Annotated in this window: 22 protein-coding genes; 18 read left to right on the forward strand and 4 right to left on the reverse strand. The window is 70.3% G+C overall.

Features of this window, described 5'->3' with window-relative positions; all coding sequences use genetic code 11:
• The 3 genes from AC27VN_RS11760 to AC27VN_RS11770 form a co-directional block, all read right to left on the reverse strand.
• A partial coding sequence (locus AC27VN_RS11760; RefSeq protein WP_490876653.1) for an oxidoreductase occupies window positions 1-1,426 on the reverse strand: 1,426 nt, incomplete at its 3' end.
• A 7-nt stretch (window positions 1,427-1,433) separates the two neighbouring features.
• On the reverse strand, window positions 1,434-2,165 hold the full coding sequence (locus AC27VN_RS11765) for an SDR family NAD(P)-dependent oxidoreductase (RefSeq protein WP_208510672.1): 732 nt from the start codon (window positions 2,163-2,165) through the stop codon (window positions 1,434-1,436).
• A gap of 39 nt (window positions 2,166-2,204) precedes the next feature.
• On the reverse strand, window positions 2,205-3,035 hold the full coding sequence (locus AC27VN_RS11770; RefSeq protein WP_490876654.1) for an SDR family NAD(P)-dependent oxidoreductase: 831 nt from the start codon (window positions 3,033-3,035) through the stop codon (window positions 2,205-2,207).
• 167 nt (window positions 3,036-3,202) lie between these two features.
• On the opposite strand from AC27VN_RS11770, the gene AC27VN_RS11775 reads away from it, so the two are divergent.
• The 17 genes from AC27VN_RS11775 (at window position 3,203) to AC27VN_RS11855 (ending at window position 15,700) form a co-directional block, all read left to right on the forward strand.
• Window positions 3,203-4,009, forward strand: a complete 807-nt coding sequence (locus tag AC27VN_RS11775; protein ID WP_398495010.1) for an ABC transporter ATP-binding protein — start codon at window positions 3,203-3,205, stop codon at window positions 4,007-4,009.
• On the forward strand, window positions 4,009-4,722 hold the full coding sequence (locus AC27VN_RS11780; RefSeq protein WP_093346890.1) for an ABC transporter ATP-binding protein: 714 nt from the start codon (window positions 4,009-4,011) through the stop codon (window positions 4,720-4,722). The genes AC27VN_RS11775 and AC27VN_RS11780 overlap by 1 nt, the downstream gene beginning before the upstream one ends.
• Window positions 4,723-4,737: 15 nt before the next feature.
• Entirely contained in the window at window positions 4,738-5,610 is an 873-nt protein-coding gene (locus AC27VN_RS11785; protein WP_490876655.1) for a branched-chain amino acid ABC transporter permease, read from the forward strand.
• Between the two features lie 2 nt (window positions 5,611-5,612).
• Complete coding sequence (locus tag AC27VN_RS11790) at window positions 5,613-6,650, forward strand: branched-chain amino acid ABC transporter permease (RefSeq protein ID WP_490876656.1); 1,038 nt, start codon at window positions 5,613-5,615, stop codon at window positions 6,648-6,650.
• Window positions 6,651-6,681: 31 nt separating this feature from the next.
• Window positions 6,682-7,005, forward strand: a complete 324-nt coding sequence (locus tag AC27VN_RS11795) for a 2Fe-2S iron-sulfur cluster-binding protein (RefSeq protein WP_490876657.1) — start codon at window positions 6,682-6,684, stop codon at window positions 7,003-7,005.
• Window positions 7,006-7,034: 29 nt separating this feature from the next.
• Window positions 7,035-7,691, forward strand: a complete 657-nt coding sequence (locus AC27VN_RS11800; RefSeq protein WP_490876658.1) for a VOC family protein — start codon at window positions 7,035-7,037, stop codon at window positions 7,689-7,691.
• A gap of 13 nt (window positions 7,692-7,704) precedes the next feature.
• Window positions 7,705-8,172: a DUF3237 domain-containing protein gene (locus tag AC27VN_RS11805; protein ID WP_490876659.1), complete on the forward strand. Its 468-nt coding sequence runs from the start codon at window positions 7,705-7,707 to the stop codon at window positions 8,170-8,172.
• A complete protein-coding gene (locus tag AC27VN_RS11810; protein ID WP_490876660.1) occupies window positions 8,169-8,957 on the forward strand; it encodes an SDR family NAD(P)-dependent oxidoreductase in 789 nt (262 codons plus the stop codon). Before AC27VN_RS11805 ends, AC27VN_RS11810 begins: the two co-directional genes overlap by 4 nt.
• Window positions 8,958-8,974: 17 nt before the next feature.
• The gene (locus AC27VN_RS11815) at window positions 8,975-9,739 is read left to right on the forward strand and encodes an SDR family NAD(P)-dependent oxidoreductase (protein ID WP_490876661.1); all 765 of its coding nucleotides are present in this window, start codon (window positions 8,975-8,977) and stop codon (window positions 9,737-9,739) included.
• Window positions 9,740-9,784: 45 nt separating this feature from the next.
• The gene (locus AC27VN_RS11820) at window positions 9,785-11,035 is read left to right on the forward strand and encodes a cytochrome P450 (protein ID WP_093346910.1); all 1,251 of its coding nucleotides are present in this window, start codon (window positions 9,785-9,787) and stop codon (window positions 11,033-11,035) included.
• Entirely contained in the window at window positions 11,032-11,817 is a 786-nt protein-coding gene (locus AC27VN_RS11825; RefSeq protein WP_490876662.1) for an SDR family NAD(P)-dependent oxidoreductase, read from the forward strand. The genes AC27VN_RS11820 and AC27VN_RS11825 overlap by 4 nt, the downstream gene beginning before the upstream one ends.
• A 93-nt stretch (window positions 11,818-11,910) precedes the next feature.
• Window positions 11,911-12,330 carry a hypothetical protein gene (locus AC27VN_RS11830; protein ID WP_093346917.1) on the forward strand — a complete coding sequence of 140 codons (420 nt, stop codon included), beginning with the start codon at window positions 11,911-11,913 and terminating at the stop codon, window positions 12,328-12,330.
• 81 nt (window positions 12,331-12,411) lie between these two features.
• Window positions 12,412-12,879, forward strand: coding sequence for an antitoxin PaaA2 family protein (locus AC27VN_RS11835; protein ID WP_490876663.1), 468 nt, complete (start codon window positions 12,412-12,414; stop codon window positions 12,877-12,879).
• Entirely contained in the window at window positions 12,876-13,172 is a 297-nt protein-coding gene (locus AC27VN_RS11840) for a type II toxin-antitoxin system RelE/ParE family toxin (RefSeq protein ID WP_261206015.1), read from the forward strand. The genes AC27VN_RS11835 and AC27VN_RS11840 overlap by 4 nt, the downstream gene beginning before the upstream one ends.
• Window positions 13,173-13,353: 181 nt before the next feature.
• Window positions 13,354-13,650, forward strand: coding sequence for an iron uptake protein (locus tag AC27VN_RS11845; RefSeq protein ID WP_093346926.1), 297 nt, complete (start codon window positions 13,354-13,356; stop codon window positions 13,648-13,650).
• Window positions 13,651-13,695: 45 nt separating this feature from the next.
• Window positions 13,696-15,369 (forward strand): PepSY-associated TM helix domain-containing protein, encoded by a 1,674-nt coding sequence (locus AC27VN_RS11850; protein WP_490876664.1) that lies wholly within the window; start codon window positions 13,696-13,698, stop codon window positions 15,367-15,369.
• Window positions 15,362-15,700 carry a DUF3325 domain-containing protein gene (locus AC27VN_RS11855; protein ID WP_490876665.1) on the forward strand — a complete coding sequence of 113 codons (339 nt, stop codon included), beginning with the start codon at window positions 15,362-15,364 and terminating at the stop codon, window positions 15,698-15,700. The genes AC27VN_RS11850 and AC27VN_RS11855 overlap by 8 nt, the downstream gene beginning before the upstream one ends.
• On the opposite strand, the gene AC27VN_RS11860 is transcribed toward AC27VN_RS11855, so the two are convergent.
• Entirely contained in the window at window positions 15,621-16,499 is an 879-nt protein-coding gene (locus AC27VN_RS11860; protein ID WP_490876666.1) for a helix-turn-helix transcriptional regulator, read from the reverse strand. The two genes, AC27VN_RS11855 and AC27VN_RS11860, sit on opposite strands and share 80 nt — an antisense overlap.
• A gap of 109 nt (window positions 16,500-16,608) precedes the next feature.
• On the opposite strand from AC27VN_RS11860, the gene AC27VN_RS11865 reads away from it, so the two are divergent.
• Window positions 16,609-17,537, forward strand: a 929-nt coding sequence (locus tag AC27VN_RS11865) for an MFS transporter (protein ID WP_490876667.1), incomplete at its 3' end; no start/stop codon positions are given.

Here is a 17,537-nt window from a genome sequence, read left to right on the forward strand (position 1 = left end):
CGGCGCCGAAGGCGGCCACCGCATCGGCCGTGGCCTCGCGGCGCAGCACGATCTCCACGCCGCGCCGGCGCAGCGAGGCCTCGAGGTCGTCGACCAGGGAGTTCCACGAACCGTAGTCGGGCAGCAGGCCGGCGCGGCGGATCTGGCCGCCGAGCCGGTCCGTGCGTTCCCACAGGGTGACGCGATGGCCGCGGACGGCCGCGCTGTCCGCGAACTTGAGGCCGCCCGGGCCACCACCGATCACGAGCAGCGTGCGCGGCGTGGCGGCGGGACGCGGCAGCGCCGCACCGAACTGCAGTTCGCGGCCCGCCTCGGGGTTCACGGTGCAGCTCACGTTCTGCCCCAGCCTGCGCCAGCAGCCCTGGTTGGCGCCCACGCAGCGCCGGGTCTGGTCGGCGCGGCCCTCTTTCGCCTTGCGCACGATCTCGGGGTCGGCGATCTGGGCGCGCACCAGGCCGACCATGTCGGACTGCCCACGCTCGACGATCTTCGCGGCGGTGGCGATGTCGCGCACCGAACCCTGGATCAGCAGCGGGATGCGCCCGCGCAATGCCTCGCGCACGCGCGCGGCGTTGGCGGCCAGTGGCGCGGTCTCGCCGCTCGACTGCGGCGGCACCAGCCGGTGGTTCTGGTGGTAGTCGGTGTGCGAGAGGCACACGTAGTCGAACAGGCGCTCGGCCTCGAGCAGCGCGACCACGCGCAACGTTTCCTCGGGCGTGGTGCCGGCCTCGCCGAGGTACTCGTCGAGGCTCAGCTTGATGCCGATCGCGAAATCGCTGCCGCAGCGTGCGCGCACCGCGCGGCCGATCTCGAGCGCGAGCCGAGTGCGGCGCTCGGTGTCGCCGCCCCATTCGTCATCGCGCCGGTTCCAGTACGGCGAGAGGAAGTTGCTCAGCAGGTAGCCGTGCGAGCCATGGATCTCCACGCCGTCGCCGCCGCCGGCCTGCACGTTGGCGCAGGTGGCGGCGAAGCCTTCGATCACTGCGCGGATGTCGTCCTCCTCCATCGGCTGCGGCATCGCACGGTGCACCGGCGAGGCCAGCTGCGAAGGCGCGAGCACGGCGCCCCAGTGCGCGATGTCGTCGGTGCGGCGCGTGCCGCTGGCACCCATGTGCGTGACCTGCACGATCACCGGCACGCCGAGCCGCTTGCTCGGCGTGACGAAGGCCCGCACCGCGTCGGCCCAGGCGGGCTCCCACGGCGACACGCCGGCGCGCGCGCTGGCCGGATGCACATGGAAGCCGTGCGTGACGATCAGGCCGACGCCGCCGCGCGCGCGTTCGGCCAGGTAGGCGCCATAGGCCGGCGGCGGCAGGCTCACCTGGTGCGCGGGCAGGTAGATGCGGTTGAGCGCCTGCACGGGGCCGATGCGCACCGGCTCCCACAGGCCGTCGAGCGCGGTGGGCGTCGCAGGCTGCGTCGTCATGCGCGGCTCAGGAGAAGCACATGCCGCCGTTGACGTCGAGCACCGCGCCGGTGGTGAAGCTGGCGCCGCGCGAGGCCAGGAAGGCGGCGGGCCAGCCGATCTCCTCGGGCTGGCCCAGGCGCTTCATCGGGTACTGGTCGACGGTGAAGGGCTGGTTCGCCGACACCAGCAGCGGCGTGAAGATCGGCCCCGGCGCCACGCCGTTGACCACCACGCCCGAGGCCGCGGCCTGGCGCGCGAAGTAGCGCACCAGCGCCGACAGCCCGCCCTTCGAGGCCGCGTAGGCCGGCTCCACCGCCAGCGTCGAGCCCGCGTTGCGCGCGGCCATCGAGCTGGTCAGCACGATGCGGCCGCTGCCGCGCTTCATCATCGCGGGCAGCGCGGCGCGCAGCAGGTTGACCGGGCCCTTCACGTTCACGGCCATGGTGCGCTCGAACAGCTGTTCCCATTCGTCGCCGCCATCGAGCCAGTCGCCCTTGACGTAGTAGCCGCTGGTGTCGATCAGCGCGTCGATCTCGCCGATGTCCTGCAGCAGTGCATTGACGTCGTCGCGCTTCGTGTTGTCGAGCGCGGCGGCGCGCGCCTTCAGTTCGTCGGCCAGCTCGGTCGGCGCCTTCAGGTCGGCGATGAACAGCTCGGCACCGAGCGCGGCGCACACGCGCGCGGTGGCGCCGCCGATGGCGCCGCCGGCGCCGGTGATCAGGATGCGCTCGCCGCGCAGGTCGAAGAGGTTCTTCATGGGTGGTCGTCCTTCAAGGGGTGGTGCAAAGAGTTCGGTTCAGTCGGGCGCGCCGTAGGCGCCCGCCTCGAGCAGCGCGCGCGAGCCGAGGTCGGCGCCGTTCCAGCGCGTGAAGAAGCCCGCGGCGCTGCCGCCGTCCACCGTCATCACCGAGCCGGTGACGTAGCTCGCGGCATCGGACAGCAGGAACAGCGCGGGGCCGGCCTGCTCCTCGGCCCGGCACAGGCGGCCCAGCGGGTTGCGGTCGACCATCGCGTACTGCAGGTGGTCGAGCGGGATGTTGGCCTGCACCAGTGGCGTGTCGACCACGCCCGGCGCGAGCGCGTTGACGCGCACGCCGAAGCGGCCCCACTCGATGGCGAGCGCGCGCGTGAGGCCGATCACGCCATGCTTCGAGGCGCTGTAGTGCGCGCGGCCCGCATGGCCGCCGAGGCCGTCGATCGAGGCCACGGTGACGATCGCGCCGCGCCGGCGCTCGAGCATGCGCCGGCCCACCGGCTGCAGCGAGCGGAACATGCCCGTGAGGTTGACGTCGAGGCAGCGGGTCCAGAGCTCGTCGGGCATGGTGTGGGCGGGCGCTGGCGGCGAGATGCCGGCGCAGGCCACCATGCCGTCGATGGCGCCGAGCTGTTCCTCGATGCGTGCCACCGCGGCTTCGCAGGCGGCGGCATCGCGCACGTCGAGCGTCTGCGCGACGGCCTGCGCGCCGAGTTCGCGCAGCTCGGTCGCCACGCTCGTGGCGCGCTCGGCCACCGCGTCGACGACGGCGATGCGCGCGCCGCCGCGCGCGGCCTCGATGCCGATCGCGCGACCGATGCCGCTGCCGCCGCCGGTGACGAGGATCACGCGGTCCTGCAGTCCGTAGTCCATGGCTGTGCCTCCACGAGGGAATGAGTGAATGAGGAGTGGGAAGAGGGGAGTGCGGCGAATGTGGCAGCGCCGCCGCGCAACGTCTGTCCCCGTGGCAAGGGACAGCGCGGCCTGTACCACGGGCAGGGGACTGACGGGCCCGCGATGCGCGGCGAATACTGCCCGCCATGACAACCCCCTCCGTCTCCACCACCGCTGCCGCCGACGACGTGCTGCTGCGCGTCAGCGGCCTCGGCGTGCGCTTCGGCGGCATCGTGGCGCTCGACGGCATCTCCTTCGAGGTGCGCCGCGGCCAGATCTGCGGGCTGATCGGTCCCAACGGGGCCGGCAAGACCACGCTGTTCAACTGCCTGAGCCGCATCTACACGCCGGCCGCGGGAGCTATCGTGTTCGACGGTGTCGACCTGCTCGCGCAGCCGCAGCATGCGATCGCGGCGGCGGGCATCGGCCGCACCTTCCAGAACGTGGCGCTGTTCCCCGCGATGACGGTGCGCGAGAACGTGATGGTGGGCCGCCATTGCCGCACCGGCACCGGCTACCTCGCCAATGCCTTCCGCCTGCCTTCGGTGCGGCGCGAGGAGGCCGAGGTGCGCGAACGCACCGAGCGGCTGCTGGCCCTGCTCGACCTCTCGGCGCTGGCCGAGACGCCGGTGAAGAACCTCTCGTTCGGCACCCGCAAGCGCGTGGAGATGGCGCGCGCGCTGGTGGCCGATCCCAAGCTGCTGCTGCTCGACGAACCCGCGGCCGGCCTCAACCACGAGGAGGTCGACGGGCTGCGCCAGCTGATCCTCGACGTGCGCGAGCGCTTCCACGTGACCGTGCTGCTGGTCGAGCATCACCTGAACCTGGTGATGCGCGTGTCCGACCAGGTGGTGGCGATGAACTTCGGCCGCAAGATCGCCGACGGCCCGCCCGCGCAGGTCCAGGCCGACCCGGAAGTGGTTCGCGCCTACCTCGGCACGGAGACCGCCTGATGGCCGCGCTGCTGGAGGTGAAGAACCTCGAGGCCTTCTACGGCCCCACGCGCGTGCTCGAGGGCATCGACTTCGAGGTCGCAGAGGGCGGCATCACCACCATCCTCGGCGCCAACGGCGCGGGCAAGACCACGACGCTGCGCGCGCTGAGCGGCCTGGTGCGGCGCACCGGCGAGATCCGCCTCGCGGGCCAGCGCATCGATGGCCACAGCACCGAGAAGACCGCCGCGCTCGGCATCGCGCACGTGCCCGACGGCCGCGGCACGCTGGTCAACATGACGGTGGAGGAGAACCTGCGCGTGGGCGCCTACCTGCGCCGCGGCAAGGCCGAGGTCGAGCAGGACATGGCGCGCATGTTCGGCTACTTCCCGCGGCTGCGCGAGCGGCGCGGGCAGCAGGCCGGCACGCTCTCGGGCGGCGAGCAGCAGATGCTGGCGATCAGCCGCGCACTGATGCAGCGCCCGCGCCTGCTGCTGATGGACGAGCCTTCGTTCGGCCTCGCGCCGCTGGTGATCCGCGAGATCTTCGAGATCATGCGCGTGGTCAATCGCGAGGAGGGCGTGGGCATCCTGCTGGTCGAGCAGAACGTGGCGCGCGCGCTCGAGATCGCCGACCACGCCTGGCTGCTCGAGACCGGCCGCACCGTCATCTCGGGCACCGCGAAACAGCTGCGCGACGACGCGCAGATCCGCCGCTCCTATCTCGGCTTCTGACCAGGACCCCACCCCATGTACAGCCTGCTGCAACAGATCGCCTCCGGCATCGCCATGGGCGGCATCTACGCCTGCCTCGGCCTGGCGCTGGTGATGATCTACCAGTCCACCCATCACATCAATTTCGCGCAGGGCGAGATGGCGATGTTCTCCACCTTCATCGCCTTCCTGCTGCTGAAGTGGGGCCTGCCGTACTGGGCCGCCGCGCTCGCCACGCTGGCCTTCGGCTTCGTGGCCGGCTTCGCCATCGAGCGGCTGGTGCTGCGGCCGCTGGGCGACGTGCCCGAGCTCTCGGTGATCGTGGTCTTCATCGGCCTGTTCGTCGGCATCAACTCGCTGGCCGGCTGGATCTTCGGGCACCAGCTCGAACCGTTCCCGAGTCCGTTCCCCGACAAGCTGCCCGGCGGCAGCACGCTGATCTCGGGCCACGAGCTCGGCACGGTGGCGATGGTGCTGCTGGTGATGGCGCTGCTCTATGCCTTCCTGCGCTTCACCAAGGTGGGGCTCGCGATGCGCGCCTCGGCCGAGAACCCGGTGTCCTCGCGCCTCGCGGGCATCCCGGTGTCGCTGATGCTCTCGCTGGGCTGGGGCCTGTCGGCGCTGATCGGCGCGGTGGCCGGGCTGATGGTGGCGCCCGTGGTCTTCCTCGAGCCCAACATGATGGGCGGCGTGCTGATCTACGCCTTCGCGGCGGCACTGCTCGGCGGCATCGACAACCCCTGGGGCGCGGTGGCCGGGGGACTGATCGTGGGCGTGGTCGAGAACCTCGCGGGCACCTACCTCGTGGGCACCGAGCTCAAGCTCACGCTGGCCCTGGTGCTGATCGTGGCCGTGCTGCTGGTGCGGCCCTCGGGCCTGTTCGGCCGCAAGCTGGTGGCGAGGGTCTGACGATGTCGGCCCTGCCCTTCATTCCCGAGCAGGCACCGGCCCTGGCCGCCGACGCCGCGCCCGCGCGCTCGCCCTGGCGCATCGCCGCCTTCGCGTTGCTGGCTGTCGCGGCGCTCGCGCTGCCCTTCGCGCTGTCGGACTACCGCCTCTTCCTCGTCACCATGACGCTGATCACCGCCATCGGCGTGCTCGGCCTCAACATGCTGGTGGGCTACAACGGCCAGCTCTCGTTGGGCCATGGCGCGCTGTATGCGCTCGGTGCCTATGTCACCGCGGTGCTGATGGAGCACGGCGGCTTCGCCTGGTGGGCCACCCTGCCGGTGTCGGCCGCGGTGTGCTTCGGCTTCGGCTTCCTGTTCGGCTGGCCGGCGCTGCGGCTCAAGGGCCACTACCTCGCGCTCGCCACCTTCGCGCTCGCGCTGGCGACGCCCCAGCTGCTCAAGCACAAGGCGCTCGAGCCATGGACCGGGGGCGTGCAAGGCATCGTGCTCATGAAGCCCGAGGCGCCCTTCGGCCTGCAGCTGTCGGCCGACCAGTGGCTCTACCTCGTGGTGCTGGCGATCGCGGCGCTGATGTTCGTCTGCGCCTGGAACATGCTGCGCGGCCGGCTGGGCCGCGCCACCATCGCGATCCGCGAGCAGCCGACCGCCGCGGCCGCGATGGGCGTCAACGTGCCGCACGTGAAGGCCATGACCTTCGGCATCAGCGCGCTCTACACCGGCGTGGCCGGCTCGCTCGGCGCCATCGCCACCGCCTTCGTGGCGCCCGACAGCTTCGGCATGTTCGTGTCGGTGTTCTTCCTCGTGGGCGTGGTGGTGGGCGGGCTCGGCACCATCTCGGGCGCGCTGGTGGGCGCGGCCTTCATCCAGTTCATACCGAACATCGCCGACCAGATCTCGAAGTCGGCGCCCTCGGCGATCTTCGCGGGCTTCCTGATCCTGTGCATGTTCCTGATGCCGCAGGGCTTCGTGGGGCTGGTGCGCAGCGTGCTGCGGCGCATGCGAGGCGGCGCGGGCCAACGTCCCCGTCGAGGGGACTGACGCGAACGAGCGCCTGAGAGAAAGTCCTTCCATGCCCCGCGCCATCTACATCCATTCCAACGGCGAGCGCACCGAGCTCGAGGTCGCCGAAGGCCAGAGCCTGATGCTGGCCGCCACCAGCCACGACCTGCAAGGCATCGTCGGCGACTGCGGCGGCGTCATGAGCTGCGCCACCTGCCACGTGATCGTCGACGCGGCCTTCATCGACAGGCTGCCGCCCGCGGTCGACACCGAGAACCAGATGCTCGACTACACGGCCGCGCCGCGCGAAGCGGGCAGCCGGCTGTCGTGCCAGATCGTCATGAGCGATGCGCTCGACGGCATCGCCGTGCGCATCGCCGACCCTCAACTGTAAGAGCCGACATCAACACGGAGAAACGCTTCATGCAAGCCACCGCAACCGACAACAGCACCAAGCCCAAGGCGGCGCTGACCCCCAATCCCGGCCTCACGCCGATGATGCTGAACCATGCGGCCTGGGTCACGCCCGACGCGGCGGCCACCACCGACTTCTACACCCGCATCATGGGCATGGAGCTCGCGAGCACGGTGCTCGACGACAGCGTGCCCTCGACCGGCGACGCGATTCCCTACTTCCACATCTTCTTCCGCATGGGCGACGGCTCCACGCTGGCCTTCTTCGAGGCACCAGGCGTGCCCGCGCCCTCGAAGTCCAGCCATCCGGCCTACGACATCTTCAACCACATCGCGCTGCAGGCGAAGGACCGCGCCGAGGTGACGAAGTGGTACGAGTGGCTGACCTCGCAGGGCGTGGAAGTGATCGGGCCGACCGACCACAAGGGCCTGATCCTGTCGATCTACTTCCACGACCCGGCCGGCGTGCGCCTGGAGATCACCACGCCGCTGGACAAGGAATGGAACCGCCATACCGACAAGGGCTATGCCGACCTCAAGCTGTGGGAGGACTGCAAGCGCCAGGCCAGGGCCGAGGGCCGCGACGTGCCCAAGGCGCTGCTGGAACTGATCCAGGACGTGCGCAAGCGCTACGGCACGGGCCACGGCGAGAAGGCCGGCGAGTGAGCGGCGCGCCGGCATGACACTGATCGAACTGCGTCCGCTGTTCACGATCAAGGCCGAGGTCACGGCACCGGCCCAGCTCGTGGGCGCCGTGCCGCACGGCTATACGCGGCGCGTGATGTGCGTGAGCGGCGGCCGCTTCGAGGGCGAGCGGCTGCGCGGCCGGGTGCTGCCCGGCGGCGCCGACGTGGTGCTCGAGCGGCCCGACGGCGGCCTGCACCTCGACGTGCGGCTGGTGCTCGAGGCCGAGGGCGGCGGGCTGATCTACATGACCTACAACGGACGCCGCAACGGGCCCACGCCCGAGATCATGCGCAAGATCGTGAACCGCGAGCCGATCGCGCGCGGCGAGGACTACTTCCGCGTCGCGGTGCAGTTCGAGACCGCGGCGCCGGGGCTCGAATGGCTCAACGACCGCATCGCGGTCGGCACCGGCACGCGCGAGAGCGATGGCCCCGTGTACGACGTGTGGGAAGTCGCATGAAGCGCTTCGACGGCCGGGCCGCCATCGTGACCGCCGCGGCGTCGGGCATCGGCCGCGCCATCGCGCTGCGGCTGCATGCCGAGGGCGCGCGCGTGCTCGCGGTCGACATCAATGCCGAGGGGCTCGCGCAATTGCCGCGCGACGAGCGCCTGCAGGTCTTCGCCGCCGACGTCACGGCCGACGGCGCGCCGCAGGCCATCGTCGACGAATGCATGGAGCGCTTCGGCGACCTGCGCGTGCTGGTCAACAACGCGGGACTGGGCAACTGCCCGCCGTTCCACGAGACCACCGACGACGACTACCGCAAGTTCGCCGACATCAACCAGAAGGCCACCTTCATGGTCACGCGCGCGGCCTTTCCGGCGCTGATCGCGGCGCGCGGCGTGGTGCTCAACATCGCGTCCACGCTGGGGCTGGTGGGCTACCGCCGGCAGGCCGTGTACTCGATGGCCAAGGCCGGCGTGATCGGCCTCACGCGCAACCTCGCGGCCGACTATGCCGACCAGGGCATCCGCGTCAACGCGATCGCGCCCGGCATCATCGCCACGCCGCAGACCGCGGGGCGGCTGAACACCGCGCGCTTCCAGGCCACCATCGTCGGCACCACGCCGATGGGCCGGCCCGGCCTGCCCGAGGAGGTGGCCGGCGCGGCCGCCTTCCTGTGCAGCGACGACGCGGGCTACGTCACGGGCCAGGTGCTGGCCGTGGACGGGGGCCAGACCACGAGCGCCTACATCAGCGAACCGCTGGTGCAGTGCTGGGCCGAGGCCCATCCGGACCGCTGAATTCCAGGAGTCTTCTCATGCGCATCGCACTCATCACCGGCGCCGCTGGCGGGCTGGGGCTGGCCAGCGCCCGGCGGTTGGCCGAGGACGGCCTGACCGTCGCCGTGGCCGACCTGCATGCGGTGGCCGCCGAGCGCGCCGCCGCCGCCTTGCCTGGCAAGGGCCACATCGGCCTGGGCTGCAACGTGGCCGACGAGGACAGCGTGCGCGCGGCCTTCGACACGGTGCAGGAGACGCTCGGCAGCGTCGGCGTGCTGGCCTGCTTCGCCGGCATCCTCAGCGCGCAGCCCGCGCCGGGGCGCTTGCCCACCGTCGACATCACGCTGCAGGAGTGGGACACCGTGCTGCGCGTGAACGCGCTCGGCACCTTCCTCTGCGTGCGCGAGATGCTGCGCCGTTGCGACGGCCAGGCCATCGAGCATGGCCGCATCGTCACCGTCGCCTCGCTCGCGGGGCAGATGGGCGGCATGCAGAGCGGCGCGGCCTACAGCGCCTCGAAGGGCGCGGTGCTCGCGCTGTCGAAGGTGGTGGCGCGCGAGGCCGCCGCGCTGGGCATCACCGTCAACACCGTGGCACCGGGACCGATCGACACGCCGATGCTGCAGCAGACCGTGCCCGAGGCGCAGCGCGGCCAGAAATACCTCGGCACCGCGGCCGTGCCGCTGGGCCGCATCGGCACGCCCGAGGAGATCGCGGCCGCGGTGTCCTACCTCGTGTCGCCCGGTGCCGGCTTCGTGACGGGCGCCACGATCGACGTCAACGGCGGCATGTTGATGCGCTGACTTTCTCTTCCTCTTCCAAGACAACCCACGCCAGGAGACTTCCCGATGAATGCCATTGCCGGTTGCCCCTTTCATGCGGGGACTTCGCCGTCCGCCGACTTCAAGCCCTACTTCAGCCCCGAGCTGCATGCGGCCTTCGAGACCCAGCGGCGCGACGAGCCCGTGTTCTGGTGCGAGGAGATCGGCTACTGGGTGCTGACCAGGCATGCCGACGTCTACAGCGTGCTGCACGACGGCGCGCGCTTCTCGTCGCAGAACACCACGCGGCCCGTGACGCCGATGCATCCCGATGCGCAGGCGATCCTCAAGGAGGGCGGCTATGCGCAGACCGGCAGCCACTCGAGCCTCGACGGCGCGGTGCACAAGCGCATCCGCGGCGTGACCGGCCAGGTGCTGAACCTGCGCGAGTTCGTCAAGCTCGACGGCCACATCCGCCGACTCGTGAACGAGGCCATCGACCGCGTCGAGGGCAAGGATGCGGTCGACCTGCTTCGCGAGGTCAACTACGAGCTGCCGGCGCAGGTGGTGTTCAAGGTGCTGGGCATTCCCGATTCGGACATCCCGAGCGTCAAGCATTGGGCCGGCGCGCGCAGCGTGATCGACTTCAGCCCCGCCACCCATGCCGAGCAACTCGAGGGTGCGCGCAACATGGTGGCGTTCTGGCAGTACTGCACCGAGATGGTCCGCGAGCGCGAGAAGCATCCGCAGGACGACTTCACCAGCCGCATGCTCGCGATCCGCAATGGCGACGACGCCGTGATGACCATTCCCGAGATCATCACCCACACCTTCGGCGTTGCATTCGCGGGCCACGAGACCACCACCAACCAGCTCACCAACACCTTCCGCAGCCTGCTCGAGAACCGCGAGCAGTGGGAGGCGCTGTGCGCCGATCCCTCGCTCGCGGCCAACACGGTGGAGGAGGGCATGCGCTATGCCGGCGCCGTGATCGGCTGGCGCCGCATCGCGCTCGAGGACGTGGAGTTCCGCGGCGTGACGATTCCGAAGGGCGCGCCCATCGTGCTGTCCTTCGCCTCGGCCAACCGCGACGAGGAGGTGTTCGAGAACCCGCAGCGCTTCGACATCCGCCGCGCCAATGCACGCAAGCAGCTCACCTTCGGCAACGGCGTTCACTTCTGCCTGGGTGCGCCGCTCGCGCGGCTCGAGATGAAGATCGTGTTCGAGGAGTTCGCCAAGCGCTTCCCGCGCATGCGGCTGGTCGAGCCCGATCGCGCGACGCACCTGCATACCTTCGTGTTTCGCGCGCCGAGCGCGCTGGAGGTCACGCTGCAATGAGCGCGCCCGTGTTCGAAGGCCGGGTGGCGGTCGTCACCGGCGGTGCCAGCGGCGTGGGCCTGGCGCTCGCGCGCCAATTGCTCGAGGCCGGCGCGCGCGTCGCCATCGTCGACCGCGACGAGGCCGCGCTGGACCGCGCCCTCGAGGGGCTCGATGCGCGCGATGCGATCGGCGTCGCGGCCGATGTCGCACAGGAGGCGGATGTGCAGCGCTACGTCGACACGGCGCTGCGCAAGTTCGGCCGCATCGACCTGTTCCACAACAACGCCGCCATCGTCGGCCCGCAGTCCTCGCTGCTCGACTTCCGCATGCAGGACTTCGAGCGCATCTTCGCGGTCAACGTGCGCGGCGTGCTGCTCGGCATGCAGGCCGTGGCGCGCGCGATGCGCGCCCAGGGCGGCGGCACCATGGTCAACACCGCCTCGGTGTCGGGCCAGCGCAGCAGCCGCGCCGAGGCCGGGCTCGGCGTCTACGGCGCCTCGAAGGCCGCGGTGATCCGCATGACGCAGCAGGCGGCGCTCGAGTTCGCGCCGCTCGGCATCCGCATCAACGCCATCTGCCCGGGGCCGATCGACACGCCGCTGTTGCGCAGCACCTTCCTCGTCGACGGCCGCACCGAGGCGCAGGCCGAGGCGGCGCTGAAGCAGCACTTCCTGAACCAGCCGCTCCGGCGCGCGGCGAGCGCGCAGGAGGTGGCGAACCTGGTGTTCTGGCTGCTGGGGTCGCAGGCGAGCTTCGTGACGGGTGGGGTTTACAACGTGGATGGGGGGATGACTGCCTGAGCGGGGGATGCACCTCTTCGCAACGGCGGAACGAACGGATACATTCGGCGCCTCGGCCCCGGCACCCGCCGCGAGACCGCGCGGAGGATCGCCATGCTTCCCATCGTCGTTGCACTCGCCGCCACCGTCGTCCTGCTGGTCTGGATGGGCTTCTTCATGATGGGCTCGCTGCCGCTGCTCGTGCTCAAGCACGACACGCCGCTGGACGGACGCTTCATCCGGGGCCTGTTCAACGTCTATTACGTGGCGGTGATCCTGACGGCGAGCGCCGCGGCGCTCAGCTATGTCTGGTCGGGCAAGCTCGTCTTCGCATTCGGGGCTGCAGTCATCGGAGGGCTCGCCTTCGCCTTGCGGGGCTGGATCATCATCCCGCGCATGGATGCTTTGCGCGGCACGATCCCGGGCGTCGACGCCTCGATCGTCGCGTTCCGCAAGCTGCACATCGCGGGGATGCTGGTGAACGTCGCACAGCTGGCGATGGTGGCCTGGGCACTGACGCAATTGAAGATGTGAAGGGCCTCGATCCGGCGCCGCGATTTGCACGATTTCAACATGTCTTGCACAATAGACGTTGTTTGACTGCAAGGAGGCGCCATGCAGAGCATGACCCTGGAGCAACTCCGCACGGCCTCCGAAGCCGGCGGTGTTTCGAGCGTGACGCTCAAAGGGCAGGGGGGCGCGTTTCTCGTTCAGATCGCGACGCGCAACGGTGCCGGCGCCGTTTTGGCGAAGGCCCGTAGCACCGAGCCGCGTCGTTTCGGAAATCCGGCCACCGCACTGAGCGTGCTGCGCGACCTGGGCATCACCGTCGGGCAGTTCGATGCCAGCGAGTGGAATCCGGCCGAGCGGGAGCCCGTGGAGCGTTCCACCGACAATCGTGCGCAGGCCCTGCGCAAGGCGCACGAAGCCGCTGCCTACAACGAATGGCTGGCCGCGGAAATCCAGGAGGCGGTCGACGACCCCCGGCCGAATCTTTCGCACGATGAAGTGATGGCCCTCATGGAGGCCGACGTCGCGGCCCCGACGGCCGGACGAAAGCCCGCCGCGAAGAAACGCGCATGACGCCTTGCCGCATCGAGTGGCGGCCGAAGGCGGTCGACGATCTGCGTGCCATCGTTCGCTACATCGGCAAGGACAACCCCGCGCGGGCGCGCAGCTTCGGCCAGGAGCTGCGCGACAAGACCTTGCCCCTTGCGCAACACCCCGAACTCGGCCGAAGCGGAAGGCCCGGTCTGCCGAGCCACGTGCGCGAGCTGGTCGTGCACCGGAACTACATCGTGTTCTATCGCGTGCTGCACGAAGCGCGCATCGTCGAGATCCTGCGCGTCAAGCACGCGGCGCAGCAGACGCCCTGACTGCCGCTTCGAGTCGAATGTCCTTCGGATCGTGACGAGATCGGGACGGCCCGAACGCGCTTGATAGAATGAGAACGACTATCAATTGCCTCGGACGACCGCGCATGCGGGCCCACTGAAACGAGGCTGGCATCGGCAAGGCGTCACGCCTGCCGCCGTCATCCACCCCGTCGAAGAAACCATGGCCCAGAACGCTGTCCCCGCCCTGCAGATCGTCTCCCGCATCGGCGCCGCCGTGCTCGGCGGCTATGCGTTCTCCTGGGGCTTCGTCGCGCTCGGCATCGGGTTGCTGTTCGCCGCGGGCATGCCGTTCCACGACGCCGAGTCGCTCGCCAGCATGCTGGCCTTCCTGGTGTTCCTGGTCGCGTTCCTCTGGGCGTTCTCGGCCGCCAACATCAAGCGCGTGTGGCTGGTGCTGGCCGGCGGCGGCCTGTCGATGACGGCGGCGGCGTCGCTCGTGCAGCGGGCGCTGCTCTGACCCGACCCGACCCGAATCGAACCAATCCCGCGAGGAGAGACTTCCGTGTTCCAGAACTTCCGCCTCTCGATGGCCTGGCTCCACACGTGGTTCGGGCTGGTGCTCGGCTTCGTGCTGATGGTCGTGTTCTTCTTCGGCTCGCTGTCGGTGTTCGACCGCGAGATCGACCGCTGGGCGATCCCCGAGACGCGCTTCGAGCCGCAGCGCATGCCCTCGTTCGACCAGGTGCTGCTGCCGCTGTTCAAGGAGGCGAAGCCCGCCCCCGCCAACATCGAGGAGGCGCGCTCGCGCGTGAACGGCCCGATGGCGACGAGCTTCGAGCCCAAGCAGTGGCTGGCCTACACCACGCACCGCGACCCGGTGCTGAGCATCTATTCGGGCTTCATCCTGCCCAATGCCAAGGACCCGGAAGACGCGGTCTGGGGCTATGCCACCATCGACCCGCGCACCGGCAAGACGCTGTCGGAAGACCGCCTGAAGATCGGCAGCGACTTCTTCTACCCGCTGCACTACAGCCTGCACATCAACTGGCTGAACCTCGGCACCTGGATCGTCGGCTTCGCAGCGCTGGTGATGCTGATCGCACTGGTGAGCGGCGTGGTGATGCACCGCAAGATCTTCCGCGAGCTGTTCACCTTCCGTCCGGCCAAGCACGTGCAGCGCAGCGCGCTCGACCTGCACAACCTCACGGGCGTGGTCGCGCTGCCGTTCCATTTCATCTTCGCGCTGTCGGGGCTGGTGGTGTTCGCGGGCGTCTATTTCCCCGTGAGCCACACCCAGCTCGAGCCGCTGCACGAACTGCACGAGAAGCTCGAGGCCCAGGAGACCGGCCTGCCGCACGACCGCGCGGGCACGCCGGGCACGCTGGCTTCGGTCGACGCGATGGTGGCCGAGGCCCAGCGTCGCTGGGCCAGCCGCGGCATGGCGGGCGAGGTGGGCATGCTCAACGTGCAGCACGTGAACGATGCCAATGCCTACGTCAGCGTCTACCGCGCGGGCACCGACCGGGTCACGCTCACGGGCGAGGGCATCCACTTCAACGGCGCCACCGGCGAGGTGATCCGCGAGGACCCGGCGCCCACGGTGGTCGCGGGCATCAAGGACTTCCTGACCGGCCTGCACCTGCAGCACTTCAGGCACTGGCTGCTGCGCTGGCTCTATGTGCTGGGCGGGCTGGCCGGCTGCGCCTGCATCGCCACCGGCTTCATCTTCTTCGTCGAGAAGCGCAAGCGCCAGCATGCGAAGCAGGGCCTGCAGGGCGCGCGCTGGGTCGATGCCTTCGCGGTCGCGACGGTGCCGGGCCTGCTGATCGCGACCTTCTCCATGCTGGTCGCCAACCGCCTGCTGCCGGCCGAACTGCCGCTGCGCGGCAACTGGGAGATCGGCGTCTTCGCGGGCGCCTGGCTGGTCTCGCTGCTCCATGGCCTGTGGCGCACCGCACCCACGGCGCAGGGCCGTCTCGCACCGGCCTGGGCCGAACAGTGCTGGGCCGTGGCGCTGCTGGGCGTGGCCGCGGTGCTGCTGAACTGGATCACCACCGGCGACCATCTGCTGCGCACCATCGGCAGCGGCTACTGGCCGGTGGCCGGGGTCGACCTGTCGGTGCTCGCGGCGGTCTCGCTGGCCGTGGTGGCCGCGCGCAGGCTGCGGCGCCGTGCCGCCGCGACTGCCGTCTCCACCGTGTCGGCGTCGAACGGATCGGCGGTGGCCCGTGTCTGAGGCCCTGATGCTCGCGGCCGCGCTGGCCGCCAACCTCGTGGGCGCGGGCCTGTTCGCGCTGTCGATGGACGTGCACTGGGAGCAGGCGCGCCCCGGCACGGCCTACCCGGTGCGCATGGCGCGCGTGCTGCGCGTGCTGGGCGCGGCGTGCCTGGTCGTGTCGTTGCTGCTGTGCCTGCGCGTCGACCATGTCTCGATGGCTTCGCTGGTCTGGTTCATGGCGCTCGCGGGTGCCGCGCTCGCCGTGACCTTCACGCTGAGCTGGCGACCGCGCTGGCTGGCGCCGCTGGTGGCGTGGATTCCCGCGCGGCCGGCAACGAGCCCGCGCTGAGCGGCCCGGCGCCCTCCTCGAAGTACACCACCATGCGCAGGTGGCGGTACTCGTCCACCGTCAGCGCCTCGTGTTCGAAGGCCACGCGCCGGCCCTCGGCCAGCAGGGCCGAGATGCCGCGCGAGGGCTGCGGATCGCGCGGCGTGTCCCACCAGCGCCGGAAGTCGGGCGACAGCCGCCGCAGCTGATCGACCAGCGCCAGCATCGCTGGATCGTCGGGCGCGACCGCGAGCTCGCGGCGAAACGCGGCCAGCAGGCGCGGCGCGTCCTCCTTCCAGTCCGGCAAGCGCCGGCGCAGCTCGGGATCGGCGAAGGCCAGGCGCAGGAAGTTGCGCTGCGCGGGCTCCCGGCCCGAGAAGCCGAACAGCCGGTCGGCCGCGGCATTCCACGCGACCACGTCCCAGCGCAGGTTGGTGACGTAGGCGGGGCGCGCGACCAGCTCGTCCATCATGCGTTGCACCAGCGGCGGGATGCTCGGCCAGTGATGGGCCTCGGCCGAGGGCGGCCGCTGCTGCGCGAGCAGGAACAGGTGGCAGCACTCGGCATCGTCGAGCCGCAGGATCTTGCCGATGCGCAGCAGGAAGGCTTCCGAGACACCGATCTCGCGGCCCTGTTCGAACCACGTGTACCAGGTGATGCCCACGCCCGCGAGCGCCGCCACCTCCTCGCGGCGCAGGCCCGGCGTGCGCCGCCGCCCGCCGCTGGGCAGGCCCACGTCCGCGGGCGCGAGCCGCTCGCGATGGGCGCGCAGGAAGGCCGAGAGTTCGGTGCGCGTGCGGTCGAGCGATCTAGACGCCATGGCACGCCACCTTGCGTATTGCTGCCAGTAATAGCATGAGAGGAAATATTGTCCTGTTGCTGATCCGTTCCCAGAATGATCGCTCTTTCATCATTCAGGAGTGGCTCGCATGGCTTTCGGTCTCAAACAGCACAACGGCAACAGCGTTGCGACAACGCCGCCGGCGCGCGCGGGCCTGGCCCAATGGGCCGGCCTCGCCATGCTCGCGCTGCCCACGATGCTGCTCGGGCTCGACGTGACGCTGCTCTACCTCGCGCTGCCCAAGCTGGCCGAGGACCTGCAGCCCAGCGCCACGCAGGCGCTGTGGATCATGGACGCCTACGGCTTCATGATCGCGGGCTTCCTGGTCACGATGGGCGCGCTGGGCGATGCGATCGGGCGCCGCCGCCTGCTGCTGATCGGCGCCGCGGCCTTCGCCGTGACCTCGGTGCTGGCCGCCTTCGCGCCCAGCGCCAACCTGCTGATCGCCGCGCGGGCCCTGCTCGGCATCGCGGGCGCGGCGCTGATGCCCTCCACGCTGGCGCTGATCCGCAACATGTTCCTCGATGCACGCCAGCGCGCGCTCGCGATCGGCGTGTGGGCCACCATGTTCGCCTTCGGCATGGCCGCGGGGCCGCTGGTCGGCGGCCTGTTGCTCGCGCACTTCTGGTGGGGCTCGGCCTTCCTGGTGGCGATTCCCGTGGTGCTGCTGCTGTGGATCGGCGGGCCGTTGTTGCTGCCCGAATACCGCGCGCCGGAACGCGCACGCCTCGACCTCGCGAGCGTCGCGCTGTCGCTGGCGGCGATCCTGCCGCTGGTCTACGTGGTCAAGCAGAGCGCGAAGAGCGGCTGGGGCATTGCCACCACGCTGGCGCTGCTGCTCGGCATCGCCTGCGCGATCGCGTTCGTGCGGCGCCAGCGCGCGCTCGCGAATCCGCTGCTCGACATCGGGCTGTTCGCCGACCGCAGCTTCAGCGTCGCGCTCGGCGTGCTGCTGGTCGGGCTGACCGGCGTCGGCGGCGCGCTGCTGCTGGTGACGCAGTACCTGCAGCTCGTGAT

This window comes from Variovorax sp. 20P10.2.4, assembly GCF_058244205.1.